The sequence below is a fragment of the Adlercreutzia equolifaciens genome (genome assembly GCF_029076695.1).
GTDB classification, from domain to species: domain Bacteria; phylum Actinomycetota; class Coriobacteriia; order Coriobacteriales; family Eggerthellaceae; genus Adlercreutzia; species Adlercreutzia equolifaciens_A.
Genome location: NZ_JARFIK010000002.1, coordinates 610,287 through 635,341, shown reverse-complemented (window position 1 = coordinate 635,341; position 25,055 = coordinate 610,287). Strand labels below are relative to the sequence as shown.

Sequence of the window (25,055 nt, the reverse complement as noted above, 5' to 3'; positions counted from 1 at the left end):
AAAAGGGGTATTGCCTATGTAGGGTGAGACGGTTGGCCGTCTCACTCCGGGCCGCTACCTTATTCTGCGTGCTTGAGGGCTTGATCGAGCTTTTGGCTGATGACCTTGGTGACGCCATCGCCTTGCATGGACACGCCGAACAGCACGTCGGCCATTTCCATGGTGCGGCGCTGGTGGGTGATCATGATGAGCTGGGTCTCGTCGCGCAGCGTGTTGATGTAGGCCGCCAGACGACGGAGGTTCGAGTCGTCCAGTGCTGCCTCCACCTCATCCAAGATGTAGAACGGCGTGGAGCGGATGCGGTACACGGCAAACAGAAGCGCCAGAGCCGTGAGCGACTTCTCGCCACCGGAAAGCAGCATCATCTTGGCGATGCGCTTGCCCTTGGGCTGGGCGTTCACCTCCACGCCGGTGTTCTCCAGATCATCGGGATCCACCAGCGACAAGTTGGCGTTGCCGCCGGGGAACAGCGTGGCGAAAATCTCCTGGAAGTTCGCGTTCACTGTTTCGTAGGTGCGGATGAAGTCGTCCTTCATGCGGGCGTCGATGACGCGGTTGATCTTCGCCAGAGCCTTGCGAGCGCTGTCGAGGTCCTCCAGCTGGGCGGCCAGATAGTCGTAGCGCACCTTCAGCTCGTCGTATTCCTCGGCCGCATCGGGATTGATGGTGCCCAGATTGGCAATGCGGCGATTGATCTTGAACAACGCGTCCTCCACCTCGGGACGGTTCTCCAAAGGCGGTGTGGCCAGAGCCGTCTCCAAAGGGGTCTTGCAGTCGGCGGTAATGTGGTTGATAGCCGCCTCTACCTGCAACTCCAGACGACCCTTCTGCACCCGGGCCTCGGACAGGCGCTCGGTAACACCGTCGAAGAGCGCATGGGCCTCGTGGGCCTTCTGGCGCGCCTCCGTGACCGAGGCGTGCAGCCCTGTGGAGGAATCCTGGGCCGCGGCGGCCTGCTCCTCGAGGGACTGGGTCCAGCGCTGGGCGGAACGGGTCAGCTCGTCGAAAAGCACCAGCAGCGGCTCTAAACGGGCGGCGGACACGCGCTTCACCTTCAAAGAAGCCCGGGCCTCGTCGCTTTGCTGCGAAAGCGACGTCAAATCGCGCTCGCGGGCGTCACGCACGCGCTCGGCGTAGGTGGTGCGCTCCACCAGAGTGGCGGCGGCCAGCTTCGCCTCGGACAGCTTGTCGGCTACCTTATGGGCCTCGCGGCGCAGAGGCGCCAGCTCTTCCTGAATGGCGTCCTGCTTCTGCTTGGCCGCATCGATCTGCTGGGTAAGATCGGCGATCTGCTTCTCGAGGTTCTCCACGTTCGGGCGCGCCTCGGAGATGATGGCCTCGGCCTCCTGGCGCTGACGCTCAACGCCCTCCAGCTCGCGACGCGTGGCCCCCAGCTTCTCGGCCGCGCCGTCGGCGGCGTCGCGGGCAGCCTGGGCGCGACCCTTCAAAGCCGCCAGCTGCTGGGACAGCTCCAAGCTAGTGGCCTGGGCGGCACGCAAAGCCTCCTCGGCCAGACGATGGGCCTCCTCGGCCTTTTCCATGGCCATCAGGGCCGCCCCCAGCTGGCCGCGCAGCTCTTCCAGGCGCCGCACGCGGGCAAGCACGCCCGTGCCCTCGTCGATAACCGAGGCGCCCACGGACACCTTGCCCGAGGGCCACACCACCGAGCCGTCGGGCGTGGCAAAGCGCACACCGAAGGCATCGCGGCTATGGGCCGCCAGGGCATCGTCCAGCGTGGGACAGACCACCACATCGCCCAGCAGGGCCTCGACGGCGCCTTGGGCCTCCAGCGGGAAAGACAACTCGTCGACCAGAGGCACGCCCTCGTCACCCGTGGCGCGCTCCTGCCACAAAAGCGCCACGCCGCGGCTGCGCGCCGGACTGGCATCATCGCGAATGAGAAACACCGCCTCGCCCTCGGCCTCCACGGCGTTCAACTGGCCGACAATGGCCTCGACCGCAGCGGGGCTTTCCACCAACAGCGTGGCCACATCGCCGCCGAGCAGCGTTTCTACCAAAGCCTCGAAACCCGGGTTGGCGTGCACCACGTGGGACAGCGGCTCGCACAGGCCCAGCAGCTCGTCGGCGTGCTCTACCAACCAGGCCCGCGCCTCGCCGGCCGAGACGGCGCTGGTGCGCTCCACCTCCTCCAGCGTGGCAATTTCCACCTCCAGAGCACGGTGGGCATCGCGCGCCTCATCGAAGGCCGCACGAGCGGCGTCGCGAGACTGCAGCGCCGTGCCCACGGCCTGACGGGCCGCCGATTCGTCGGCCGTCAGGGACTCCAAAGCGCCTTGGGCCTCCCCTGCCGCCGCGGCCGCCTCTTCGGCCTCGGCCTGGGCGCGCTCCAGCTCCAGCGCCAGTTCGGCCCCGTGGCTTTCAATAACCTGGACATGGGCCAGGCCATGGGTAAGCGCCTCTTGGCTGGAAGCCTGCTTGCGCTGGGCCGTCTCGCGCTCGCGCACGAACCGCTCGGCGTCCTTGCCCAAGGCGTTGAACTCGCGCTCGAGCGTACCGCGCTTCACCCCCAGATCGCGGTAGACCAGCTCGAGATCGGCCACAGTTTTCTCGGCCGTCTCGCGCTCGGCGCGCGCTTCCTCGAACAGCTCGCGCGCCCGCTCCAGCTCGGCCACGGCCTCGGCCGCCTTCACCGCGTTAGCCTCCAGGGAAAGCTCCAGCTCGGCCGCGCGGGCCAAGGCGCCGCGCCGGCGCTCGCGCACCATCATGACCGTGGAATCGAAGCGCTCGACGGCAGCAGCCGCCGCGCGATGGCGCCGGGACAAGTCGCCCGCGTCCAGGGTTTCCACGCGAATGCGCTCCTGCAGCTCCTCGACGGCTTTCTCAGCGGCCTGAATGGCGGCGCGCTTTTCCTCCATATCGGCCACCAGCGCGGCCTCCTGCTGCTGAGCCGCCTCCCACTGGGCCTGGAGAGTGCGCAGGTCGTCTACGGCAATGCTCAGGGCAAGTTCGGCCTGCTGACCAGCCAGTTCCTGATAGGTGCGGGCCTTTTTCGCCTTGCGCTCCAAAGGACCCAGCTGACGGGCCACCTCGCCCACCACGTCGCGGGCACGCAGCAAGTGCTGATCCATGTTGGCCAGCTTGCGCTCGCTTTTCGCCTTGCGCTGCTTGTGCTTGAGGACGCCGGCCGCCTCCTCGATAAGCGCGCGCCGATCTTCCGGCTTGCTTTGAAGGATGGAATCGAGCGATCCCTGGGAAATAATGGAGTGGGTGCCCGTGCCCAGACCCGAGTCATGAAGAATGTCGAGTACGTCCATGCGGCGCGCCACGGTGCCGTTGATGAGGTACTCGCTCTCGCCGTTGCGGTACATGCGGCGCGTTACGGCCACTTCGTCGTAATCCACCGGCAAGGTGCCGTCGGAGTTATCGAGCACCAGATCCACTTCGGCCAGACCCGTGGCCTTGCGCGCCGAAGAGCCGGCGAAGATGACGTCTTCCATGGCCTGGCCGCGCAGGTTCTTCGCGTTGCGCTCGCCCAGCACCCACAGTACTGCATCGGAGATGTTGGACTTGCCCGAACCGTTGGGGCCCACAATGGCCGTAATACCGGGCTCCAAGGACAGAACGCTGCGATCGGCGAAGGACTTGAAGCCCTTGAGCACGAGGGATTTCAGATGCATGGGCCTTAGTCCTGCTTCCTCTTCGCGGCGTCGCGCTCGTTCTTCTTGCGCGCCTTCTCCTCGGCGCGGGCGGCGCGGGCCGCGGCCTTTTCCTCGGCACGGGCCGCCTTCTCCTCGGCACGGGCCGCGGCCTTCTCGGCCGCCTGCTCCTCGGTAATGCCGATGCCGAAGAACTCGGACAGACGGGCCAGCGTGGACTTCGCCGCCTGGCTCTCGGCCTCCTTCTTTGTGCGGCCCACACCCTGGGCCAGACCCTTGTCGCCGGCGTACACCTGGGCCACGAAAGTGCGGTCGTGAGGCGGACCCTGGGTTTCCACTAGCTTGTAGGTGGGGGTAATGCCGCCCTCTTGCAACTTCTCCTGCAGTGCGCTCTTGGGATTTTCCGGCTCGCGGGCCAAATCGAGCGACATGCGCGGAATGAGCGTGCGGTCGACGAAGGCCGAGGCCGCCGGCAGGCCGCCATCCAGGTACAAAGCCGCTACCACGGCCTCGTAGACGTTCTCCAAAGCCGAGTGAAGCCCGCGGCGCCCGGTGCCCGTCTCGGAAGAGCCGAACACGATGATATCGGCAAAGCCCAGCTTCTCGGCCGCATCGGAAAGACTGGCGCCCGACACCAACGCTACCTTGATGCGCGTCAGGCCGCCCTCGTCCAGATCGGGGAAGCGATGGAAGGCCGTGGTGGCCACAATGGCCCCCAGGATGGAGTCGCCCAGAAACTCCAGGCGCTCGTAGGAGTACTTCACTGCGCGCCCCTCGGTGGCCGAAGGGTGGGTAATGGCCGACAGCAGGTACTGGGTGTTGCGGAAATCATGGGCGATGATCTCCTGGGCCCGGGCCAGCTTCATTTCTTGCTCTTGCGTGAGCGTCATTGAGCATCCGAGGCCGAGGCCTCCCCTTTCTGCGCAGCGTTGTCGGTATGGGCGGACGCAGCGTCCGCGGTTTTGTCGGCGGAAGCCTTGGCCGCACCGGCGCCTACCAGCGAGGCGATGATGCCGGCCACGTCGGCGCGGGCCGTTTGGGCCGCCACGGCGATGCCGTTTTTCACCGCCGTCTCATTGGAAGAGCCATGGCCCACAATGACCGCGCCCTTCACACCGAGCAGCGGCGTGCCGCCGTAGGTGTCGGGCGAGAGCTTCTCTTTCAGCTGGCCCAGGCTACCCTTCACCAGAAGAGCTCCCACCTTTGACAGAGCGGTGGACATAAGGCCATCTTTCACATATTTGAACAGGGTTTTCGCGGTGCCCTCGATGGTTTTCAGGCACACATTGCCCGTAAACCCGTCGGTGACCACCACGTCGAAATCGCCGGCCATAAGGTTGCCGCCTTCGCAGTTGCCCGCGAATTGGGGCACCTGTTTGGATAAAAGCCCATAGGCTTCCTGAGCGAAGGCGTCGCCCTTGGTGTCCTCGGAGCCGATGTTGAGCAGGCCCACCCGCGGACGGGCGACCCCCATGAGCGCCTCCATGTAGGCAACGCCCATCTGGGCGAACTGCACCAGATACTCGGGCTTGCAGTCGGCATTGGCCCCTACATCGATGAGCATGGTGGGGCGAGCGTAGGCGGGAAGGATTTGGCCGAGGGCCGGGCGCTTCACGCCCTTTATGCGACCCACCACCAAGGTGGCGGCCGCCAGGCAGGCCCCCGTCGACCCAGCGGAGAAAAAGCCGGCCACGGCGCCCTCCTTCACCAGGCGACAGCCCACTACAATGGAGGAATCCTTCTTGGCGCGCACGGCCCCGGCGGGGTGCTCGCCCATCTCGATAACCTCAGTGGCTACCTGGGCACGGGCACGGTCGTGGGCGGCCGCGAAAGGCTCGACGTACTCGGCGGGGCCGACGAGCACCACATGGAGCTGAGGGTCGGCCTCAAGGGCCTGGAGCGTCCCGCGCAAAACAACGTCAGGGCCGCGGTCGCCACCCATGACGTCCACGGCGATAGTGACGGGTGTGGTCACAGCTTCTCCTTACTTCAAGAGATGAGCGGGCCCATGGGCCTGCCCCACACCAACGGCACGGGCAGGCCCATGAGCGCTATGGTATATAGCCAAAAAGCCCCCTGGCAAACCAGCGTGACGCTTGGCATGCAAGGAGGCTTTGCCGACACCATGCGAGATGAATCCACCTCGCATGATCGTCAACAGCATAAGGACAAGCTACTCGGTCTCGATGACCTCGCGGTCGCGATAGTAGCCGCAGTTGCCGCACACGCGGTGGGGAAGCTTCACTTCGCCGCACTGCGGGCAAATGGAACGGGCGGGCATGGAAATCTTGTCGTTGGTGCTGCGACGGGCATGGGTGCGGGCGCGACCCATTTTGCGCTTAGGTACTGCCATCTCGATTACTCCTTCTATAGCTGGAACGACGGGTGCCGTTCACAACTTCATGTGTAAACGCACGATCTGATATGATACCGAAGGCTCGAAGCCCCTGCAAGAGGTATTATCCCCAAATTCGCCAACGGTCACGACCTCTTCAAATTGCGCCAATGACCGATGGTCTGGCGCAGCACCGTCGTGGCTCCTTCGCCATAATAGCCTACATCGCGGCCAAGGCTAAAAGAAATCACGGTTCCCAGGGCGAACAACGGCGCTCCGGCCCAACCGAAGATCTCGCACCCCATAAGGAAGGCCGCCAGAGGACAACGACTCATGGACGCGAAAAAGGCCACCAGGCCCACGGCCGCCGACCAACCGGCGTCTCCCCCGGTCATGACCGTACAGGAGGCGCCCAAAAGCGCGCCCACGGTAAAGGTGGGCATAATCTCACCGCCGCGGAACCACAGGCCCAAGCAAATAATGGTCAGAAGCGCCTTGATGGCAAAGACCCAGGTTTCCTGCTTCCCCGCCAAGGCCAAGGCCAGCTGGTTGCCGCCCGTGCCCTCGAAGGCCTGCCAACCGAAAAGCGTCACCAGCACCATCATGATCACGCCGCCCAGGACCACCCAGGCATAATAGTTGGTAGAAAGGCGCTTCGTTACCTGCTGCAAGCCATCAATGGCCTTGATGTACAGCGATCCTACCACCGAGCAGCACACCGCAATAACGATGCACTGCCCTACCAAAGGCCACGAGAGCGCCGGCAGCGCCACCTTGGGGATAATATCGCCAATGCCCACCGCACTGGCCGCGGCCCAGGCGACAAAACAGGCCAAGAGCATGGTAGGGAGATGCTTCACCACTTCGCGCTTATAGCGGGACAGCTCCATCACGAAGGCCGCCGATCCCAGCGGAGCAAAGAACAGCGCCGAGAAGGCCGCCGCCATGCCCACCGAGGCCGCATAGGCGTTCATGCCAGTGCGCCCACCGTCGGAGGCGTCCTGATCGGCCTTCCATACCGAGCGCAGCTTGAAGGGGCGCCCCACCAGATCGCCCAGGGAGGCGCCCATGTGAAGGGCTCCGGCCTCCTTGCCCACCGAAGCGCCGCCCAGAATAGAAAGCGTCGTGCCAAGCAGGATACCGGGGGCGAGCCCGGGAGAGATCTCGCGGTCCTCGCGAATGTCCGTGACCACGGTGTGCGTGGTGGTATCGAGGGGCAGCTTCAGCGCGCGGTACAAAAGCAGGCTGACCACGCCCAGCACCGGCAAGGTGTACAGCAGCCAGCCATGGGCCACCACCACGCCGTAGGCGAAGTTCACCAGCAGGCACAGCACCACCGAGGCCACGGCTCCCACCACGCCGACGACAAGCGCAAAGAGACCATGGCGAACTACCTGGCTTCCGTCGAGCACTGCCATCATCGCCTCCTTGCGTGTTCCTCCTGCTTGCCTCTACGATAAAACACCAAGGGGGAAGGTCGACGAAAGCGTAACCGCCCCGCCGACCATCGTTACGAAGTCGTTGAACGCCTAGTCGTCGAAGTGGAGGTTCTTGAGCGCGGCAAAGGGGTTGTCGTCGGTCGACGAGGCCTTCTCATCACAGTCGCAGGGCCCTTCGTTCAGGTTCTTGCCGCAGTGCGGGCAGAGGCCCTTGCAGTCGTCGTCGCACAACGGCACCAGCGGCAATTCCAGCAGCAGCGCCTGCTCGATAAGCGGGGCGATGTCGATCACGTGATTATCGGGCACGTACTCGAACTCGTCGTCCTCCAGGTCCTCGGGGGTCTCGGCCTCTTCGCCGCCGACAAGGTAGTAGCCCTCGATGTCACCGGACAGATCGTAGGACACGTCCTCCAAGCAACGGGCGCACTGAGTGGTGGCCTGGGCCTGGGCACGGCCCATGACTAGCAGCCCATCGCCGGTGTTCGTCACCTCTACCGACCAGGCCACGGGACCCTCGAACGTATAGGTGTCGGGGCCGGCCTCAAGACGGTCGCAGGCAACCGTTCCCTCATAGGGCCGCATCTCGGCGGACTCGAACAATTCCTGGGGAAGATGAATCTTTACGGCTTCCATGAAACCCTCCTTTGAAAACAAAGGGCGCGCCCAGACGGCGCGCCCCCGCAATGCTGTATGCTGCCCGGCCTTAGTGCACGTTGATGGACGTGGCGTTCAGGCGATCGCGGCAACGGCGCGTGTTGTTGAGCAGCGTGTCGAGGCTCTGCTCGATATGGCCGAACACCTCATCGGCGTAGTCCTCGGCGCCGGCGCGGGTCTGGCGCTCCAGCTCGCGCGCATCGGCCAGGATGGTATCGGCCTGCTGTTGGGAGATGCGTACAATTTCCTGCTCGGAAGCAATGGTAATAGCCTGGCTGCGCGCATCCTCGATCATGCGGTTGGCCTCCACCTCGGCATCGTCCAACAGGCTCTGGCGCTCGCGCACAATCTGGCGAGCCTGGGAAAACTCGGCGGGGAACAGGTCGCGGATCTCGTCCATGATGTCGAAAGCGGCGGCGATGTCCACCTGGCGAAGATTGCCCTTGCCGAAGACGGGCTTCGAATCCTCCAACAGGATAGAGAGCTCTTCGAGCAATCCCAAAACTCCGGTTTCGTCCATGTTGATCCTTCCTGACTTTCAAATCGCACTGCCCTACCCTGCAAAAGGGCATCAGCACGTAAGACATCCACGATGAGTTTTTTCATTCTAACATGATGGAGAAGCTATGGAATACCGTGGTTATTCAGGACACAAACGCTCCATGAGGTCGATGCTCGTGTCACCGAAGTGTCGATGAGATGCAATCTGGAAGCCCGCCGCCGCAGCCCCATCGGCCACGGCCCCGTCGGCAGCTGCGTCATGCTCATAGGAGATGATGACGTCTTCGGCCAGCTGCCCCTGCTCGTCCAAACGGCCGATGAGCCCAAAAACCTCGCTGGCCTCAACGGCATAGGGAGGATCGAGAAACACCAAGTCAAAGGGATCCTTCTGAGCCGGCACGCCGCGCTTGAGCACATCGGTACGCACCAGGCGCGCCTCGGCGGGCGTCAGCTTCATGGTGGCGATGTTGCGCTCGATGACCGCCGCGGCCTCCCGATCGCGCTCGCAGAACACCGCCCGATCGGCCCCGCGCGAAAGCGCTTCCAGGCCCAGGGCCCCCGAGCCCGCAAAGGCATCGAGCACTACGGCATCGTCAAGGCCGTCGCGGGCCGAAATAAGCGCACTCATGAGGGACTCGCGTACGCGATCCGTGGTGGGGCGGGTGCCCTGCCCCTTCGGCGCCTCCAAGCGACGCCCTCGATGTTCTCCAGCAATGATGCGCATAGCGGTACTCCTTTTACTGATCGTCTCCCGAGGGCGCAGCCACGGGGTACCTTGATTCGCTCAAACAGTCCTCGCTTGGTGAAACAGCCCACTGGGCTGTTTCAGTCGCTGCGGAACTCGCTCGGTCAAGGCACCCCGTGCCTGCGCCGAACGTTATCGAGGCAGCTTCAGTTAGCCTCCTGCGATGGTCGATTCGTTCTTGAAGGCCAGGCGGACTTCGCGGGCGAGGGCCCGGTGGTCGGGCTCCTCCAGGTTGGGATCGAGGTCGAGAATGGCCTGGGCGTCTTTATGGGCCGCCTCGATGACGGCGCCGTCGCGCATGATGTTCACCAGTTTGAGCCCGCTGGCGCCATGCTGGCGATTGCCGAGGATATCGCCCTCGCGGCGCAGGGACAAGTCGTAGGCCGCCAGCTCGAAGCCGTCGTCGGTAGTTTCCATGGCCGCCAGACGCGCCAGGGATTCCTCGCGCTTGGAGGCGGACACCAGGTACACCTCGGCGGATTTCTCACCACGGCCCACGCGACCGCGCAGCTGATGGAGCTGAGCCAGGCCGAAGCGGTCGGCGTCTTCCACAATCATAACCGTGGCGTTGGGCACGTCCACACCCACCTCGATAACGGTCGTGGCCACCAAAACGTCGATCTCCCCCGCACGGAAGCGCTCCATGACGTCCTGCTTCGCCTCGGTGCCCATGCCGCCGTGGAGCAGCTCGACCCGATACTCCGAGAACGTGGAGTTCTGCAGAATCTGGGCCTCCTTGGTAGCCGCTGTCACGTCGGCGGCGTCGAAATCGGTTTCGGCATCGATGGCCACGGCGGGATGGTAGGCCTCGTCGCCAGCGGCATCGGCGGCGCTGCTCTTCCCCGCCGCCTTCTCATCGCGCTCTTCGGACGAGCACCCTACCAGTGGGCACACCACGTACACCTGCTCACCGCGGGCCAGGGCCTCGCGAGCCGCATCGAAGGCGAAGCCCTGATCCTGCTTGGACAGCACCTTGGTGGTGCGCTGGACCTTGTCATGGGGGCGGTGCTTGATATAGGACAGCGACAAGTTGCCGTACAGAGCCAAGGCCAGCGTTCGCGGAATGGGCGTGGCCGTCAGGTACAAGGCGTCCGGCGCCTCCCCCTTGGCCAGCAGCTTCGCCCGCTGGTCGACGCCGAAGCGCTGCTGCTCGTCGATGACGGCCAAGGTCAAGTGCGCCGGCTGCACGTCATCGGACAAGAGCGCGTGCGTGCCGATGAGCACGTCCAGCTCGCCGGCGGCGAAGAGCTCCAACATCGCCGCCCGCTCGGACGCCGTCGTGGAGCCCGTCAGCAGCCCGTGGCTCACGCCGGCGGCCTCTAGCAGCGCACCGAGGCCCTTGTGGTGTTGCTCGGCCAGCACCTCGGTAGGCGCAAGCAAGAGGGCCTGGCCACCGCTGTCGGCAGCAGCGGCCAAGGCAAAGCCGGCCACCACCGTCTTGCCCGTACCCACATCGCCCAACAGCATGTGGTTGGCCGTGCTGGGAGCCGCCATGGCCTCGAGAATCTCATCCCGCGCGCGCTCCTGCTCGCCGGTAAGCGCAAAGGGCAGTGCGTCAGCAAAGGCCCGCAAACGACCGCCGTCCACCACGTGGGCCGTGGGCTCGCAGCCCGCCGCGCGGGCCGCCCCCTCCTGCATGAGGAACAGCTCCAAATACAGCAGCTCCTCATAGACCAGACGCCGCCGGGCCTCGTCGGCCTCAGCCCGCAGCTCGGGAAAATGAATGGCCTGCAAAGCGGCATCGCGGCTCATCAGGCGATAGCGCAGACGCAGCCCCAAGGGCAGCGGATCGAAGGCGCCCCGCACCAACTCGAGCCCGTTGGCCACAATGCGGCGCACCCAAGCGGCCGAGAGCTTCTCGGTGGCCGGGTGCACCGGCACCACCGAGCCTGTGACCGTCTGGCCCTCCCCCAGCACCTCGATGAAGGGATTGGTCATGCGCTTGAAGCCATAATCGAAGCTTACCTTGCCCGACACCGCCACGGCATCGCCGGCCTTGATCTGGTCCATCAGCCACGGCTGCCGAAACGCCGTCACCATAAGAAGCCCCGTCTCATCAAGCAGGGCAATTTCCACCAGGGACAAATTGCGTTTGGGCTTCTTCAATTTGATCTCATGCACCGTGCCGCGAATAGTGCACATCTCCCCAATGCGCGCCCCCGCCACCGTCTCCACCGCGGACAAATCGATATACGACCGCGGAAAATGAGTAACCAAATCCCGCACGGTACGAATGCCCAGTTTCTCCAAAGCCCGCGCGCGAGCAGGACTAACAAGACGAACCCGAGAAACGGGTTCGTCCAAAGCCAACGTAGCCTGTTCACGATTCAAAGGCATCGCCAAATCCGCTCTTCCTTACATCAATTTATTTAACCTTTTGTATCAGAGGTTCGCCCAAGGAAGTCAGCGAGAGTCCGACAGGTGCCTGATATCGCGCCGCCTTTGGGCCAAGCGGCCTTCGCGCCGCGCCGCGCCCAAAACAAGGTGCGAGATCAGGTGCCTGTCGGACTCGCAGCATCGAGTCGTTCCGTTCGCTCCGTCAGGACGAACGGAACATCGCAGCGAGTTCCGCAGCGAACGAAAATGTCCAGTGGACATTTTCGCCGAGCGAGGACTGTCTGAGCGACTGAGCATACCCGGAGTCTCGCCCCCGAGGATTTACAAGCAGAATTTATTCGACCGAGAAAATGATCGGGTAGAGCGGTTGCCCGCCACGCTGAGCGTCAATCTCCAGGTCCTCGTAAGCCTCCTCGATGCGCGCCACCAGCGCCTCCAGCTGCTCGTCGGTGTAATCCTCGCCAGCCAGGATGGTGCAGGTGTCGGCGTCGTCGGCGTCCATCTTCTCAAGCAGCGTGAGCACCGCGCCCTCGACCGTGGAATCCACCGCGTCGATGGAGCCGTCGGCAATGCCGATGACATCGCCCTCGTGGATGGGATTGCCCTCGGCGTCCTTGGAGTCCTTGATAGCCCAGGTTACCTCGCCGCTCTGCACGGCCTGAGCCGCCTCGGTCATCTCCTCGACGTTGGTTTCCAGGGAAGCATCCTGATCCACAGCGAACAGCGCCGAGAACGCCTGAGGCACCGACTTCGTAGGCACCACAGCACAGGGGAACTCGGCCAAATCGGCGGCAGAATTGGCTGCCATGATAATGTTGGAGTTGTTCGGCAGGATGATGACGGCATCGGCGTTCACCGACTGGGCCGCCTCAAGCAGGTCCTTGGTGGAGGGGTTCATGGTCTGACCGCCGGACACCACCACGTTCACGCCGAGGCTCTTCAGGATATCGGCGTTGCCCTCGCCGGCCGCCACGGCCACAAAGCCGAGGGGCTTCTTCTCGGCCTCTTCCTCGGCCGCCAGCTTCTCGGTACGCTCGGCGCTTTGGAGCTCCATGTTGTGGATGAACACCTCAGAGACCTGGCCGCGCTCCAAGAAGTAGGCAAGCACCTGGTCGGGATGATCGGAATGCACGTGCACCTTGAACTTGGGCACCTCGCCCACGCACAGCTCGCAATCGCCCATGGTGCCGAGGAACTTCAGGGCCTCGTCCTTGTCAAGCGTGTCGGAATCGACCAGGAACTCGTTGCAGTAACGGAAGTTGGAGCCTTCCCAGTCGTTCACCTGCTCGATTTCCACCTTCGGATGGGCGTTGCGCAGGAAGGACATCTCGTCGACCATGGTACCCGAACGGCCCAGCAAGGCCGCCACGAAGGCGTCGAACAGAATGGCCAGGCCAAAGCCGCCGGCATCGACTACGCCGTGCTCCTTCAGCACCGGCAGCAAATCCGGCGTGCGCTGCACCGAAGCGTAGGCTTCGGCCACGATGGCATCGAGAGCCGCCTCGGTATCGAGGCCCTCATCGGCCGCGTTCTTCGCCGCCGCGGCGGCATCGCGCAGCACGGTGAGGATGGTGCCCTCGACGGGCTTGCGCACCGCCTGGAACGCCACCTCCTGCGCCTTGGCAAAAGCCGAGGCCAGCGACTCGGTGGACAGCGTGTCGAACCCCTGGCTACCCTCGCACAGACCGCGCAGGATCTGGGAGGTAATGACGCCGGAGTTGCCGCGCGCGCCCATAAGAGCACCCGTGGTGATGGCCTTGCGAATGTCGGCACCGGACGCGCCGATGGGCAGATTGGCCACGTTGCCCACCACGCTCTCGATGGTAAGCGACATGTTCGTGCCGGTGTCGCCGTCGGGAACGGGGAACACGTTCAGACGGTTGACTTCCTCTTTGCGGTCGCCGAGCGTCTTGGCGGCAGCGGCCACCGCGTTGAGGATGTTGTTGGAAGAATAAGTAGTAGACATGAGAAACCAATTTCTCCTTCAGGGGCAGCCGACGCCCAGGGGCGGGCGGCCCATCCCGCGATGAGCCTAGCGGCGCACCTTGACGTCCATGACATGCACGTCGACGCCTGCCAGAGGCACTCGTGCGTATTCCTTAAGGGCGAAGCTGACCTGATCGATCAGGTTGCGCGAAACCGTGGCGATGTTGGTGCCGTACTCGACGATGATGTACAAATCAACATGGACGCCCTCTTCGAGGCTGTTGACCACCACACCGCGGCGCAGGCGGGAGGCGGGAAGAATCTTCGCGATGCCGTCGGCGGCGTTGGGGGCGCACACCCCTACCACGCCGTAGCATTCCATGGCGGCATTGCCCACCATGTCGGCCAGCACGTCGTTGGCGACATGCAGGTTGCCGGGAATCACAGAACTCATGGGAGGTTTCCTTTCCGCTGAGTTGTTAAGGACTGTATTGGGGAAAGTATACCGCATGGGGTGGCAAAGCACCGTTACCCCCTGTTGACAGTGGGCATATTCCACAACCGAACTGTTCCCCAAACGCAGAAAAGCCCGCACTGCGGGCTTTCAACGCTCTACTAAGAAGAGTAGGTCAGAGCTGGTGCAACGCTTAGGCGCGCTCGACCTTGCCGGCCTTCATGCAGGAGGTGCACACGTTGGCGCGACGGACATGGCCCTTCGCGTCACGGATGGTGACCTTCTGGATGTTGGGACGGAACATACGATTGGACACGCGGTGGGAGTGGCTGATGCTACGACCAGCAACCGGGTGCTTACCGCAAACTTCGCAAACCTTCGACATTACAATCAACTCCATTAATACCAGTAAAACTGTTTTGGGACAAAAAGCCTTGATACTATATCACAGGATTTCAGGCGGAATCAACCACTTTATTCGATTATGAGCAGTCGTTTACACGAAGGGCACGTTCCCAGCGGTGCCTGGGCGCGCAAATCGATGAGACGACCGCTATCGATGGTGACGCGGCACACGCCGCAGCGGTTGCCGTCAAGAGCGCCGATGGCCACGCCGCCCGCTCGAGCCGACGTGCGGTCGTAGACCTTCACCAGATCGGCGTCGATCTTGCCCACCAGCTGGTTGCGGGAGGCCTCCAGCTTGGCGATGGCCAGCTTGAGGTCTCCGCCCTGCTTTTGGAACGAGTCGATAGCCTCCTGCTCTTTGGCGTTCACCTCTTCAAGGGCCAGCGTGATCTGGGCCTCGATGTTGCCGATCTTGTCGAGCTCGGCCTGGACGGCAGCGCGATCCTCGGCCAGGGTGCCGCGGCGGCGCACAATGCCGGCCAGCTCCTTGGTACGGGCCTCCACATTGCGGAAGTCGCCATGGGCGGCGTCGATGGCCGCCTGAACGCCGGCCTCCTTCTTGGCCAGCGAGGCATCCTCGTCGTCGATGCGGGTGATTTTGCGGGACGTGGCGCGCTTCAGCTCGGCCACCTTGGCGCTTTGGGCCTCAATGGCGCCGCGCTTCTCGCGCGCGGCCACAATGATGCCGCGCTGGGGCAGCTCGTCGAGCTCTTTGGTACGGCGCATGATCTCGAGGTCGATGCGCTGCAGTTCGAACAGACCATCAATGTCTTCGCGGGTTGCTTCCATGGGCATCTCCTTCGATCATTATTCTCTCGGTGACAATAATAGACGAAAAGTTAGCCCCTGGAGCCACAGGATGGAAAAACCTCATTTGATCGGGCGTGAAAGGAACGCGCCCCAGCACCCTTCCCCGCCCGCAAGGCTCATCGGAAGGACGCCGGGGCGCTGCTCAATCCCTTGGCTTAGACGCGCACCGCTTCGGGATGCCACCAGTTGTCGGATTGATCGATCATGACAACGGCGCTCTCGGGAACACCCGCCTTGCAGAGCGCCTCGGCCAGCACCGCGGTAAGGGGCAGCTCGCTGGCGTCGTGACCCAGCTCGATAATGGCCAGACCGGCCTGGGAAAGATCGAGGGCGTCGTGGTACTTGATCTCGCCGCAAATAAGGACGTCAGCTCCCGCAGCCAGGGCGGCCTTGCCCGTGGGGCCCGCCGAGCCCGTGGCAGTAACGGCGGTTTTAACCGGTTTGTCGGGCGCGCCCCACACCCGCGGCGAGCGGCCGAACACCGCCGTGCAGCGAGCCGCCAGGCGCGCCAGGGTTTCAGGAGCATCGTCATTGGCCGGCACGTCGCTGATCTGGCCGTAGCCCTTGCGGCGCGACCCCGCCAGCGGCTCGGCGAAGCGTCCCGTAAAGCGCAGGCCCAACATGCCGGGAAGCACGCGCGCGGCCTGCGGGCTGACGTCGAGGGCCGTATGGAAGTCCATGAGCGCCACTTGATGGCGAATGGCGGCCCATACGCCGGCACCCGGACTGAGGGCCACACTGGCCTCGGGGGCAAACCCGTCAGGGGCGGCCAGGAAGGCGGGATGATGGGTGACGAGCACGTTGGCGCCCGCGGCAGCAGCCTCGCCAATGGCCTTGACCGTGGGGTCGAGAGCCACGGCCACCTTCGTCACCGGCAGCGCGCGCTCCCCCACCGTGAGCCCCGTACGGTCCCAGGACTCGGCGTCCTCAGCGGGAAACTCCTTGAGCAGCGCCTCTTCCAGCGCGCCCACGGTCATCGAGAACGTGCGCGGCGCCAGCGCCGAGGCGCCGCGCTTCGAGAGCGCCCCGCTTTTCGCCGTGGAGCGCTCGGCGCGCTCCCCTTTGTTGAACAGACCCATAGCTATCAGCTTCTTCCCAAATCGAGTTCTGCCGAGAGGCAGAAAGAGCAGGCGTCTCAACGCCGAAGCGCCCTCCAAGGCACGCCGCGGCGCTGCGGTGGCGCCAAGGAACCGCCCGATGAAAATCAGGCCTTGGCACACCCTATTCGATGGTAATGCTTCGGCGATCGCCTGTGGCCGTCGGCACGGTAACGCTTCGGTACCCCGCCTGGTACATAAGGTCGTAGGCCGCGCGGATATCGCGAGCCACGTTGGCCGGATCATGGGAATCGCAGCCCACCGTGCAGGGCACGCCGGCACGGCAGAAGGCAGCCAGCAGTGCCGGGGCCGGGAACATCTCGGCGCAGGCGTAATAGCCGCCCGAGGTGTTCACCTCCACCATGCGCTCGCCGGCGCGAGCCGCCTCGGCCATGGCCTCGTAGAGCGGCTCTCGGTCGAAGCTGGGCGCATAGCCGAACTTCTTCGCCAGGTCCGGATGGGCCATGCAGTCATAGGGGTTGGCCCTATCGGAGGCCGCCTGACACCACAGCTCGCCGTAGCGGCGCCAGATGGCATCGGGGGCGCCGTCCTCTTCCCAGCGCGCCTTCTGCGCCGGGTCGTCGAAGGCCCAGCCGTCGATGAAATGCACACTGCCCAGCTTGAAGCGATACGGGGTCAGGTCGGCCTCGGTGATGACGCGGTCCTCCAAGCTGCCCAGATAGTCCATTTCCGTGCCCACAATGAACTCGATGCGAGGATGGGCCGCCCGCGCCTCCTCGATTTCGGCCAGGTAGCGCTCAACATATTCGGGACGCATGGACAGGTACTGGTCGGGATCGAAGGCCGCCGACAACGGATAATGCTCGGTGAAAGCCAGGGTGGTGAGGCCGGCGGCATCGGCCGCTTGGGCGTACTCGGCCACCGAGCCGACGCCGTGGCCCGAGTAAACGCAATGACAGTGGGTGTTAACCAGTTCCATAGCTTCTCCTACCAGTTCAGAACTTTTTTCAGCGCCTCGAGAAAAGCCTCGACGTCGGCGCGCGTGGTATAGCGGCCCATAGAGACGCGCAGAGCGTTGTAGGCCTCGTCGCCCGTGACGCCCATGGCCTTCAACACATGGCTCGGCTCCAGCGAGTGCGACGAGCAGGCGCTGCCCCCGGCCACGCACAGTCCCAGCTGGTCGAAGCGCAGCACCATGGTCTCGCTTTCCAGGTTGTCGGCGAGAAGATGAACGATGTTGGGCAGATAATCCTCGCTGCCCGCCTCCACGTCCACCGTGGCCTGCACGCCATCGAGGGGCATGATCTCGGCATAGAGCGTGTCGCGCAGCGCGCGCAGGCGCCCGGACTCTTCCTCCTGAGCCGCCTGCACGGCCTCGAGCGCTGCCGCAAAGCCCTCGATGCCGGCTACATTCTGCGTTCCGCTCCGCCGTCCCGATTCCTGGCCGCCGCCCAGCAAAAACGCCTCGAAAGGCGTGCGGGCGCGCAGATAGAGGGCGCCCACCCCTTTAGGGCCGCCAATCTTGTGGGCCGAGAAGGAGGCCGCGTCCACATCCAGCTGCTGAAGATCGAGCGGCGTCTTGCCCAGAGCCTGAACAGCGTCGGTATGGAACAGAGCCCCAGCCTCGTGGGCCACGGCTGCCAGCTCGCGAATGGGCTGAATGGAGCCTACCTCGGAGTTGGCCGCCTGCACCGACACGAGCACGGTATCCTCGGTAAGGGCGGCTTCCAAGGCGCGCACCTCCACGAAGCCATCGCGATTGGGGCGCAGATAAGTGACGCTCACCCCTTCGGCCTCCAGACGCTTGCAGGGGGCCAGCACGGCATCGTGCTCGATGGCCGAGGTGATGACGTGCAGCGGGCGATCCCCCTGGCCGGCCAGGCGCCGTTGCTGGGCCGCACCGCGCACCAGCCCGAAGAGCGCCGCATCGTCGGCCTCGGTGGCGCCCGAGGTGAAGACGATCTCATCGGGGCGACGCGCCCCCAAGGCCCGAGCCACGCGGCGACGTGCGTTTTCCATCAGATCGAAGGCACCGCGACCCAGCCGATAGAGCGCATTGGCGTTGGCGTTCACCGCCAGGTTCATGGGGCCGGCCACCTGGAAGGGCTCCATGGCCAGAGCCGCCTCTTCGCACAACGGCGCCGTGGCGGCATAGTCGAGATAGATAAAGGAATCAGATGCTTGATCGGTCACGATAGGATGTCTCCTCGTTCTATTGGTACCTATGGCGAGCAGCGTCGCGTTCGGGCGGACGGAGCCGCTCGAGCCGCCTAGGCGCAGGCGTCCAAAGCAGCCAAGCGCGCCGCATCGGCGGCATCGCGCACGGCCGCCAGGGCCTCGGCGGGGTCAGGCGCGGCGAAGACGGCATTGCCGCACACGAGCACGTCAGCGCCGGCAGCCGCCACCAAGGGGGCCGTAGCGGTGCCGATGCCGCCATCCACCTGGATGAGCATGGCCTCGTTGCCGGCAGCCCGGGCCATGGCGGCCACCTCGGCCACCTTGGCCTCGGAACCGGCTATATAGCTTTGTCCCGAGAAACCCGGCTCCACGGACATGACCAGGGCCATATCCAGATCGCCAATAACCGGCGCCAGCGCCGATGCCGGCGTCTTCGGCTTCAAGGCCGCCGCAGCCAGCAGACCCGCTTCGTGGATTTGGGCGATGGCGCGCACCAGATCGGCCTCGCTTAAGGCCTCGACGTGCACATTGAGCAGATCGGCGCCGGCATCGATGAACCAGGGCAACTCCACCAGCGGATTGTCGATCATGAGGTGCACATCGCACACCAGGCTGGTGGCCGGCTTCAGCTGCTTGAGCAGCGGTACGCCCATAGTCAGGTTGGGCACGAAATGGCCGTCCATGACGTCGATGTGGACGAACGCCGCGCCGGCGCGCTCGATGAGCGCAATGTCGGCACCGAGATCCATGAAGTTGGCGGACAGAATGGAAGGGGCAATCTTCACCGGTTGAAACATAAGGCCGTCCTTGCTCGCGGAATTCCGATGGCCCCATTCTACAGGTTTGACCCGACGTCAAGGCCGTATAATAAAGCGACAGCGGCAAACGCTCACGCCAGGAGCAGAAAGGTGGTCGTCGATGCCCTCCGATGCGCGCACGTTCTACACCTATCCCACCACCTTCGGCCCCATCACCATCGGCAGCAACGGCACCGCCGTCACCGCGGTCATCCTCGGCGAGTCTTCTCTGCCGGGGCTTCGCAAGCCCTGCGCCCTTACCACCCAGGCCGCCAACGAGATCATGGAATACCTGGCCGGCAAGCGCACCGCCTTCACCGTGCCCTGTAAGCTGGCCGGCACAGCGTTTCAGCAGCAAGTGTGGCGTGCCGTGGCGAATATCCCCTACGGTCAAACGCGCACGGCCCGCGATCTGGCCGAAACCCTCGGTGCTCCCGATTCGTTTCGCGCCGTAGGAGCCGCCCTCAAGAAGTGCCCCACTCCCCTTTTGGTGCCCATCCATCGCGTCGTAAGCGCTACGGGCAAGCCCCTGGGCAGCGGCCAGGCGGCCGCCGTGGCGCGCGCGCTCCTTCATCTGGAAGCTCCAGCCCATTCCTAAGGCGGCCGACGCATAAAAAAAGCTCCTCCGGCAGGGGAACCGGAGGAGCTTGCTCAATACGCACGGAGGAGAAGGGGAACGTGCGCATGGTCTTGGTTTCCGCCGCGAGGGTTTGAGAGAGAGGAGAGAGGAGGGTTCACGCAGGAGACGGTGCGACGGAAGCTCGGGATAGGTTGTCAAGGAGCTGAACGGTGCGGGACGGTTGCTTGCGGTCCATGAAAGGCTTTCGTATACGGCAAGGCTGCCTTGCCATCCTCTCAGATTTGCCGCTCATCCCTTCCGATCGGCTGATGACAACAATAAAGCCTCCCCTGCTCCAAGGAAACAAGGAAGGCCTTTCGGTTAAATCCGCGTATGCACTTCGTTTACCAGGCGAAACCTGATAATGCAGGTGAACAATAAGCGTTGCTTAGTAGAACTCCGCCTTGAGCGGGCGATCGATGAGAGCTGCTGCGGCCTCGCGGGGCGGAACCTGTTCCCACACCACGCTGCGCACCGTGTCCGTCAGGGGCAGCTCCACCTGATAGCGCTCTTCCAAGGTTTTAAGCGTTTTGCAGGCAATGGCCCCCTCCACCACCATGTGGGTCTGGGCCGTGAAGTCGGCCAGGGTAAGGCCGCGGGCCACGTACTGCTCGCCGAAACGGCGGTTGCGCGAATGCTGGGACATGCAGGTAACCACCATGTCGCCCGCACCGCCCAGGCCCATGCAGGTGAGCGCCTGACCGCCGCAGGCCACCACCATGCGGCTCATCTCGGCCAGACCGCGCGTAATGAGCAGCGCCGCCGTGTTGTCGCCAAAGCCCATACCGTAGGACACGCCCACGGCAATGGCAATGACGTTCTTGAACGCCGCGCACAGCTCCACACCCACCGGATCATCGGAGGTGTAGGTGCGGAAGGCCCGCGTGGCGAACAGGTCGCGGAAGAACAGAGCGGTCTCCTCATGGGTGCTGGCCACTACCGCCGCCGAGGGCTTGCGGCAGATGACCTCTTCGGCGTGGGTGGGGCCGGACAGCACGGCGAAGCGATCCGGATTGCCCAGTTCGTCGGCGAAGGTGTCGATGGGCAGCAGCCCCGTCTCCTCCTCCACGCCCTTCGAGCAGATGACGATGGGGGTTTCGGGAGCAATGAGCGTGCGCAGGTCGGCCGCCACCGAGCGCAGCGCTGCCGACGGCGTGACGATGACCACCGCTTCGGCGCCCTCCACGGCCTCGGCGTAGTTGCTGGTGGCGCGGATGCACGCGGGCAGTCGGTAGTCGGACAGGTAGCGCGGGTTGCGGTGATCGGCGTTGATGGCCTCGGCCACCTCGGGCGTGCGCGCCCACAGCATGACGTCGTGACCGGCCTCGGCCAGCACGAGTGCCAGCGCCGTGCCCCAGCTGCCTGCTCCGATAACTGCTACGTTCATGAGATTCTCCTTGCAAGTCTTCGGGGGACGGGGCCACGGGGTACCCCGATTCGCTCAAACAGTCCTCGCTTGGTGAAACAGCCCACTGGGCTGTTTCAGTCGCTGCGGAACTCGCTCGGTCGGGGCACCCCGCGTCCCCGTCGAACTCAACTAAAGCAGAACGCTAACGGCTACTTCTTCTTGCTTCCAATCTTGTTTTCGGTGCCGGCGCGCAGGCGGGCGATGTTCTCGCGGTGGGCCCAGATAACCACGGCGGCGGTGGCCGTGATGATGAGCCAGGCCACCCAGTGACCGCCCAGGCCGTAATAGTAGAGGCCCAGCAGCGGGCAGACCACGGCGGCGGCCAGGGAGCCCACGGACACGCAGCGCGTCAGCGCAATGCCGAGGGCGAAGACGATGATCTCGATGAGAAAGCCCACGGGCCCGTAGACGAACACCAGGCAGGCAGCCGCCACGGCAATGCCCTTGCCGCCGTGCCAGCCGAGCCAAGGGCTGAACACATGACCCAAGGTGCAGCCGGCGAAGGCCAGGGCCGCCACCAGCGTCACGGCGTTCAGCGCCGGGGTGGCGAAAGCCCCGTAGAGCCCGTCGCTCACCGCCAGGTCAGCGGGAAGGGCGGCCACCATCGGAGCGATGACCCACACCGCCAGCCAGCCCGCCAGCAGACCCTTGCCGAAGTCGAGCACGAACACCGCCGCTCCCCCGGCTTTGCCCAGGGTGCGCATGGCGTTGGTGGTGCCGATGTTGCCGGAGCCCTCATCGCGCAGGTCCTTCTTGTAGGCCAGCTTGGAGACGATAACGCCCCAGGGAATGGAGCCGAGCAGGAACGTGACGACGAAGGTAAGGACAAGATAGCCGAGAACGATCATGGACTAGTCTTTCTTCTTGAACTTCAGGCGGATGGGCGTACCGGTGAGGTCGAAGGCCTCGCGCATGCGATTCTCCAGGTAGCGCTCGTAGTTATCGTCCACGACATCGGGACGGTTCACGAAGAAGGTGAAGTGCGGCGGGCAGGTTCCCGTCTGCGTGACGTACTTCATGCGCAGGATGGCTTTGCCCTTGGATACGGTGTGGCCTGTCTCGCGAATACCCGCCAGCCAGCTGTTCAGCTGGTTGGTGGGAATGGTACGGCTGTAGTTGGCGTACACCGAGTCGATGGCGTCCCAGATGCGGTCGACCTTCTTGCCCGTCAGCGCGCTGATGGCAATAACCGGGGCATAGCCCACGAAGGTCATGCGGTCGGCAATGCGCTCGCGGATCTTCTCCTTGGCCTCGGGGCCCTCTACGATGTCCCACTTGTTGAGCACGATGACCATGGCGCATCCGCGCTCGGCGGCGTAGCCGGCCACGCGCTGGTCCTCGTTGGTGAGGCCCAGGGTGCCGTCGATGACCAGCAGCGCCACATCGGCGCGGTCGATGGCACGCATGGCGCGCACGAAGCCGTAGTACTCCACGTCCTCGTCGATCTGGCTCTTGCGGCGCAGACCCGCCGTGTCCACGATGCGGTACATGGTGCCGTCGTGCTCCACCAGCGTGTCGATGGCATCGCGGGTGGTGCCGGCCACGTCGGACACGATGGAGCGATCGTTGTTGGTCAGCTTGTTGGTAAGCGAGGACTTGCCGGCGTTCGGACGGCCGATGATGGCCACGTTGATGGCATCTACTTCCTCTTCCGGCGTCCAGTCGGTCTTGCGCAGCACGTTCACTACGTCGTCGAGCAAGTCGCCCGTGCCGCTGCCGTGCTGAGCGGAAACGGGCCACGGATCGCCCAGACCCAGGGCGTAGAACTCCCACACCTCGTCCATGCGCGCCGGGTTGTCCATCTTGTTCACCACGGGGAACACCGGCTTGCCGGACTTCTGCAGAATGCGCGCCACTTCTTCGTCGTCGGCGTTGATGCCGGTTTTGCCGTCCACCAGGAAGATGATGACGTCGGCCTCGCGCGTGGCCTCGAAGGCCTGGGCGCGGATGGAGCCCTGGAAGGCGTCCTCGTTGCCCATTTCGATACCGCCGGTGTCGATGAGCATGAACTCCATGCCGTTCCAGTCGGCCTTGTGGTAGCTGCGGTCGCGGGTGACGCCGCGCATTTCGTGCACGATGGCATCGCCGGTTTGGGCGATGCGGTTGACCAAGGTGGACTTGCCCACGTTGGGGCGGCCCACGATGGCGACGATGGGAAGAGCCATGATGTGTTCCTCGCGTTTCTTACAGCGCCGGCGGGGCGGCCAGCGCGATGATCTCAGGAAGAAAATCCAGTGGGTTACAGGATACCACGTGTATACGGGTCGCCGTCTCCGTTTCCATATCCTGCACGGTAGCATCGTCAAGCGTCACGCCGTTGTCATTCAGAATCACCCTTGGGAGGAGGAAAAGCTGAGGCTCACCGGGAGGCGGAGCCACGGGGTACCCTGATTCGCTCAAACAGTCCTCGCTTGGTGAAACAGCCCACTGGGCTGTTTCAGTCGCTGCGGAACTCGCTCGGTCAGGGCACCCCGTGTCTCCGCCGGACTCTGCCGTGGTTGAGATTTTGGCGGCTTGCTCTTCCTTTATTGCCTTCTCGATGTCGCAGGCGCAGAGGAGGCCGGTTACGTTTACGTTGCCGCCGAAGTAGTCGTTCTTCACCGTAAGGGGGATCAGGTGGCCGGCTAAGGGGCTTTTGGCAATCATGGCGTCGAGGAAGGGCTGCATGGCTTCGCCGATGATGTAGCGGGCGGCGAGGCCGGCGGTCTTGAGGGCCTCGGCGGTGCTTGCGGCCAAGCCGCTCGCGACGGCTTCGTTGAACTCGTCGACGTAGCTGCGGACGATGCCGATGCCGTCCTCGAACATCTCGTAGTCACCGTAGTCGCTGGCGGGCGGGATGTGCTCAGGGGTGTCCACACCGAAAGCGTTCACATAGAACTCGTCGGCGGCGAAGACCCAGGGGGTGCCGCGCTCGGCGCGGGCGCGCTCCTGGAAGGGGCGGATGACTTCGATGACGCCGCGGGCCGCCTCGGGCGTGGTGAAACTCTCGTGGAGCTCGGTCTGGTGCTTGGTGAAGCCGAGGGGCACGATGCCCACGCCACTCAAGCCCGGGCGCTCCCAGGCCCATTCCAGCGTCTCGCGCAGGGCGTCGCCGTCGTTGATGCCGGGCATGAGCACAATTTGCGCGTGGGCCTGGATGCCCGCGTCCAGCAGGCGATCCAGCGCGTCAAGGCCGTGCTGGGCATGGCGACCGATCATGCGACGGCGCAGATCGGGGTTGCTGGCGTGCAAACTCACGCGCAAAGGGCTGATGTGCTGCTCGATGATGCGAGCCTCGTCCTCGGACTTCAGGTTCGTCAGCGTGACGAAGGTGCCCGAGAGGAAACTGAGGCGGAAGTCGTCGTCGCGCAGGGAAAGCGAGGCGCGGGCGTCGTCGGGCAGCTGGCGCATGAAGCAGAAGATGCAGGCGTTGCGGCAGAGCTTCACGCGGTCGAAGAGCACGCCGTCGAAGGTAAAGCCCCAGTCCTCGCCGGGATAACGCTCCAGCTCCACCTCCCCCGCCTCACCGTCAAGGTCGATGTAGCCCACGGTGATAACGTCGTCGGCGGAAAGCCAGCGCCAATCGATGATGTCGCGCAGAGGCGCGCCGTCCACGCTGGTAAGGTAGCAGCCGGGCTCGAACCCTGCGTCGTCGGCAGGGCTTTCCGCATCCACGGCTGCAATACGCGCCGCTGGACCATCCCACGCTGCGACCGCAGCATCGACCGGCGCCACGGCGCAAGCCGCGCAGGCGGCATCGCGTTCAATTTCTTTTCCAGGGTAAACAGCCATG

22 protein-coding genes are annotated in these 25,055 nt (G+C 64.3%); 1 reads left to right on the top strand and 21 read right to left on the bottom strand.

The genetic code is table 11. The annotated features are described in order from the left end of the window. Positions 1–59: 59 nt before the first annotated feature. The 17 genes from smc to rpe all read right to left on the bottom strand — a co-directional run bounded on the left by smc (position 60) and on the right by rpe (position 19,256). Positions 60–3,638, bottom strand: coding sequence for a chromosome segregation protein SMC (smc, locus tag PZH32_RS08465; protein ID WP_275207524.1), 3,579 nt, complete (start codon positions 3,636–3,638; stop codon positions 60–62). A 5-nt stretch (positions 3,639–3,643) separates the two neighbouring features. Beyond that, positions 3,644–4,483, bottom strand: coding sequence for a ribonuclease III (gene rnc, locus PZH32_RS08460; protein ID WP_275207522.1), 840 nt, complete (start codon positions 4,481–4,483; stop codon positions 3,644–3,646). Between the two features lie 20 nt (positions 4,484–4,503). Then, on the bottom strand, positions 4,504–5,592 hold the full coding sequence (gene plsX / locus PZH32_RS08455) for a phosphate acyltransferase PlsX (RefSeq protein WP_275207520.1): 1,089 nt from the start codon (positions 5,590–5,592) through the stop codon (positions 4,504–4,506). Positions 5,593–5,790: 198 nt separating this feature from the next. Then, positions 5,791–5,970 (bottom strand): 50S ribosomal protein L32, encoded by a 180-nt coding sequence (gene rpmF / locus PZH32_RS08450; protein WP_275207518.1) that lies wholly within the window; start codon positions 5,968–5,970, stop codon positions 5,791–5,793. 128 nt (positions 5,971–6,098) lie between these two features. After that, positions 6,099–7,370, bottom strand: a complete 1,272-nt coding sequence (locus PZH32_RS08445; RefSeq protein WP_275207517.1) for a chloride channel protein — start codon at positions 7,368–7,370, stop codon at positions 6,099–6,101. A gap of 111 nt (positions 7,371–7,481) precedes the next feature. Continuing rightward, positions 7,482–8,024, bottom strand: coding sequence for a YceD family protein (locus PZH32_RS08440; protein ID WP_275207516.1), 543 nt, complete (start codon positions 8,022–8,024; stop codon positions 7,482–7,484). Positions 8,025–8,094: 70 nt separating this feature from the next. Beyond that, positions 8,095–8,565 (bottom strand): ATPase, encoded by a 471-nt coding sequence (locus PZH32_RS08435; RefSeq protein ID WP_275207514.1) that lies wholly within the window; start codon positions 8,563–8,565, stop codon positions 8,095–8,097. Between the two features lie 120 nt (positions 8,566–8,685). Next, positions 8,686–9,291, bottom strand: a complete 606-nt coding sequence (gene rsmD / locus PZH32_RS08430; RefSeq protein WP_275208219.1) for a 16S rRNA (guanine(966)-N(2))-methyltransferase RsmD — start codon at positions 9,289–9,291, stop codon at positions 8,686–8,688. 150 nt (positions 9,292–9,441) lie between these two features. Further along, entirely contained in the window at positions 9,442–11,628 is a 2,187-nt protein-coding gene (locus PZH32_RS08425) for an ATP-dependent DNA helicase RecG (protein ID WP_275207512.1), read from the bottom strand. A 334-nt stretch (positions 11,629–11,962) separates the two neighbouring features. Then, entirely contained in the window at positions 11,963–13,594 is a 1,632-nt protein-coding gene (locus tag PZH32_RS08420) for a DAK2 domain-containing protein (protein WP_275207510.1), read from the bottom strand. A gap of 66 nt (positions 13,595–13,660) precedes the next feature. Next, positions 13,661–14,008: an Asp23/Gls24 family envelope stress response protein gene (locus tag PZH32_RS08415; protein WP_275207508.1), complete on the bottom strand. Its 348-nt coding sequence runs from the start codon at positions 14,006–14,008 to the stop codon at positions 13,661–13,663. A gap of 193 nt (positions 14,009–14,201) precedes the next feature. Continuing rightward, positions 14,202–14,393 (bottom strand): 50S ribosomal protein L28, encoded by a 192-nt coding sequence (rpmB, locus tag PZH32_RS08410; protein ID WP_028027152.1) that lies wholly within the window; start codon positions 14,391–14,393, stop codon positions 14,202–14,204. Positions 14,394–14,482: 89 nt separating this feature from the next. Beyond that, entirely contained in the window at positions 14,483–15,202 is a 720-nt protein-coding gene (locus PZH32_RS08405) for a zinc ribbon domain-containing protein (protein ID WP_275207506.1), read from the bottom strand. A 176-nt stretch (positions 15,203–15,378) separates the two neighbouring features. Further along, positions 15,379–16,302 carry a Nif3-like dinuclear metal center hexameric protein gene (locus tag PZH32_RS08400; protein ID WP_275207505.1) on the bottom strand — a complete coding sequence of 308 codons (924 nt, stop codon included), beginning with the start codon at positions 16,300–16,302 and terminating at the stop codon, positions 15,379–15,381. 142 nt (positions 16,303–16,444) lie between these two features. After that, positions 16,445–17,260: a histidinol-phosphatase HisJ family protein gene (locus PZH32_RS08395; protein WP_275207504.1), complete on the bottom strand. Its 816-nt coding sequence runs from the start codon at positions 17,258–17,260 to the stop codon at positions 16,445–16,447. Positions 17,261–17,268: 8 nt separating this feature from the next. After that, complete coding sequence (locus PZH32_RS08390) at positions 17,269–18,474, bottom strand: cysteine desulfurase family protein (RefSeq protein WP_275207503.1); 1,206 nt, start codon at positions 18,472–18,474, stop codon at positions 17,269–17,271. Between the two features lie 77 nt (positions 18,475–18,551). Beyond that, positions 18,552–19,256: a ribulose-phosphate 3-epimerase gene (rpe, locus tag PZH32_RS08385; RefSeq protein WP_275207502.1), complete on the bottom strand. Its 705-nt coding sequence runs from the start codon at positions 19,254–19,256 to the stop codon at positions 18,552–18,554. Between the two features lie 121 nt (positions 19,257–19,377). Here rpe and PZH32_RS08380 point away from each other — a divergent pair, with 121 nt between their 5' ends. Further along, positions 19,378–19,854 (top strand): methylated-DNA--[protein]-cysteine S-methyltransferase, encoded by a 477-nt coding sequence (locus PZH32_RS08380; protein WP_275207501.1) that lies wholly within the window; start codon positions 19,378–19,380, stop codon positions 19,852–19,854. Positions 19,855–20,263: 409 nt separating this feature from the next. Here the strand turns inward: PZH32_RS08380 and PZH32_RS08375 are convergent, their stop codons facing one another. The 4 genes from PZH32_RS08375 to PZH32_RS08360 form a co-directional block, all read right to left on the bottom strand. Beyond that, positions 20,264–21,262: an NAD(P)H-dependent glycerol-3-phosphate dehydrogenase gene (locus PZH32_RS08375; protein ID WP_275207500.1), complete on the bottom strand. Its 999-nt coding sequence runs from the start codon at positions 21,260–21,262 to the stop codon at positions 20,264–20,266. A gap of 170 nt (positions 21,263–21,432) precedes the next feature. Continuing rightward, positions 21,433–22,131, bottom strand: coding sequence for a glycerol-3-phosphate acyltransferase (locus PZH32_RS08370; protein ID WP_275207499.1), 699 nt, complete (start codon positions 22,129–22,131; stop codon positions 21,433–21,435). A 3-nt stretch (positions 22,132–22,134) separates the two neighbouring features. After that, on the bottom strand, positions 22,135–23,448 hold the full coding sequence (der, locus tag PZH32_RS08365) for a ribosome biogenesis GTPase Der (protein WP_275207498.1): 1,314 nt from the start codon (positions 23,446–23,448) through the stop codon (positions 22,135–22,137). 19 nt (positions 23,449–23,467) lie between these two features. After that, a complete protein-coding gene (locus tag PZH32_RS08360) occupies positions 23,468–25,054 on the bottom strand; it encodes a DUF512 domain-containing protein (RefSeq protein ID WP_275207497.1) in 1,587 nt (528 codons plus the stop codon). Position 25,055: the final 1 nt, after the last annotated feature.

Excerpts from the sequence above, each read along its gene's own strand:
- rnc (WP_275207522.1), bottom strand. The coding sequence starts at position 4,483 with ATGAAGCTGGCCCGGGCCCAGGAGATCATCGCCCATGATTTCCGCAAC.
- PZH32_RS08435 (WP_275207514.1), bottom strand. The coding sequence starts at position 8,565 with ATGGACGAAACCGGAGTTTTGGGATTGCTCGAAGAGCTCTCTATCCTG.
- rpmF (WP_275207518.1), bottom strand. The coding sequence starts at position 5,970 with ATGGCAGTACCTAAGCGCAAAATGGGTCGCGCCCGCACCCATGCCCGT.
- PZH32_RS08400 (WP_275207505.1), bottom strand. The coding sequence starts at position 16,302 with ATGGGTCTGTTCAACAAAGGGGAGCGCGCCGAGCGCTCCACGGCGAAA.
- rpmB (WP_028027152.1), bottom strand. The coding sequence starts at position 14,393 with ATGTCGAAGGTTTGCGAAGTTTGCGGTAAGCACCCGGTTGCTGGTCGT.
- smc (WP_275207524.1), bottom strand. The coding sequence starts at position 3,638 with ATGCATCTGAAATCCCTCGTGCTCAAGGGCTTCAAGTCCTTCGCCGAT.
- PZH32_RS08405 (WP_275207506.1), bottom strand. The coding sequence starts at position 15,202 with ATGGAAGCAACCCGCGAAGACATTGATGGTCTGTTCGAACTGCAGCGC.
- PZH32_RS08375 (WP_275207500.1), bottom strand. The coding sequence starts at position 21,262 with ATGAACGTAGCAGTTATCGGAGCAGGCAGCTGGGGCACGGCGCTGGCA.
- PZH32_RS08420 (WP_275207510.1), bottom strand. The coding sequence starts at position 13,594 with ATGTCTACTACTTATTCTTCCAACAACATCCTCAACGCGGTGGCCGCT.
- PZH32_RS08360 (WP_275207497.1), bottom strand. The coding sequence starts at position 25,054 with ATGGCTGTTTACCCTGGAAAAGAAATTGAACGCGATGCCGCCTGCGCG.
- PZH32_RS08445 (WP_275207517.1), bottom strand. The coding sequence starts at position 7,370 with ATGGCAGTGCTCGACGGAAGCCAGGTAGTTCGCCATGGTCTCTTTGCG.
- PZH32_RS08425 (WP_275207512.1), bottom strand. The coding sequence starts at position 11,628 with ATGCCTTTGAATCGTGAACAGGCTACGTTGGCTTTGGACGAACCCGTT.
- PZH32_RS08395 (WP_275207504.1), bottom strand. The coding sequence starts at position 17,260 with ATGGAACTGGTTAACACCCACTGTCATTGCGTTTACTCGGGCCACGGC.
- PZH32_RS08380 (WP_275207501.1), top strand. The coding sequence starts at position 19,378 with ATGCCCTCCGATGCGCGCACGTTCTACACCTATCCCACCACCTTCGGC.
- der (WP_275207498.1), bottom strand. The coding sequence starts at position 23,448 with ATGGCTCTTCCCATCGTCGCCATCGTGGGCCGCCCCAACGTGGGCAAG.
- rpe (WP_275207502.1), bottom strand. The coding sequence starts at position 19,256 with ATGTTTCAACCGGTGAAGATTGCCCCTTCCATTCTGTCCGCCAACTTC.
- PZH32_RS08440 (WP_275207516.1), bottom strand. The coding sequence starts at position 8,024 with ATGGAAGCCGTAAAGATTCATCTTCCCCAGGAATTGTTCGAGTCCGCC.
- PZH32_RS08370 (WP_275207499.1), bottom strand. The coding sequence starts at position 22,131 with ATGATCGTTCTCGGCTATCTTGTCCTTACCTTCGTCGTCACGTTCCTG.
- PZH32_RS08415 (WP_275207508.1), bottom strand. The coding sequence starts at position 14,008 with ATGAGTTCTGTGATTCCCGGCAACCTGCATGTCGCCAACGACGTGCTG.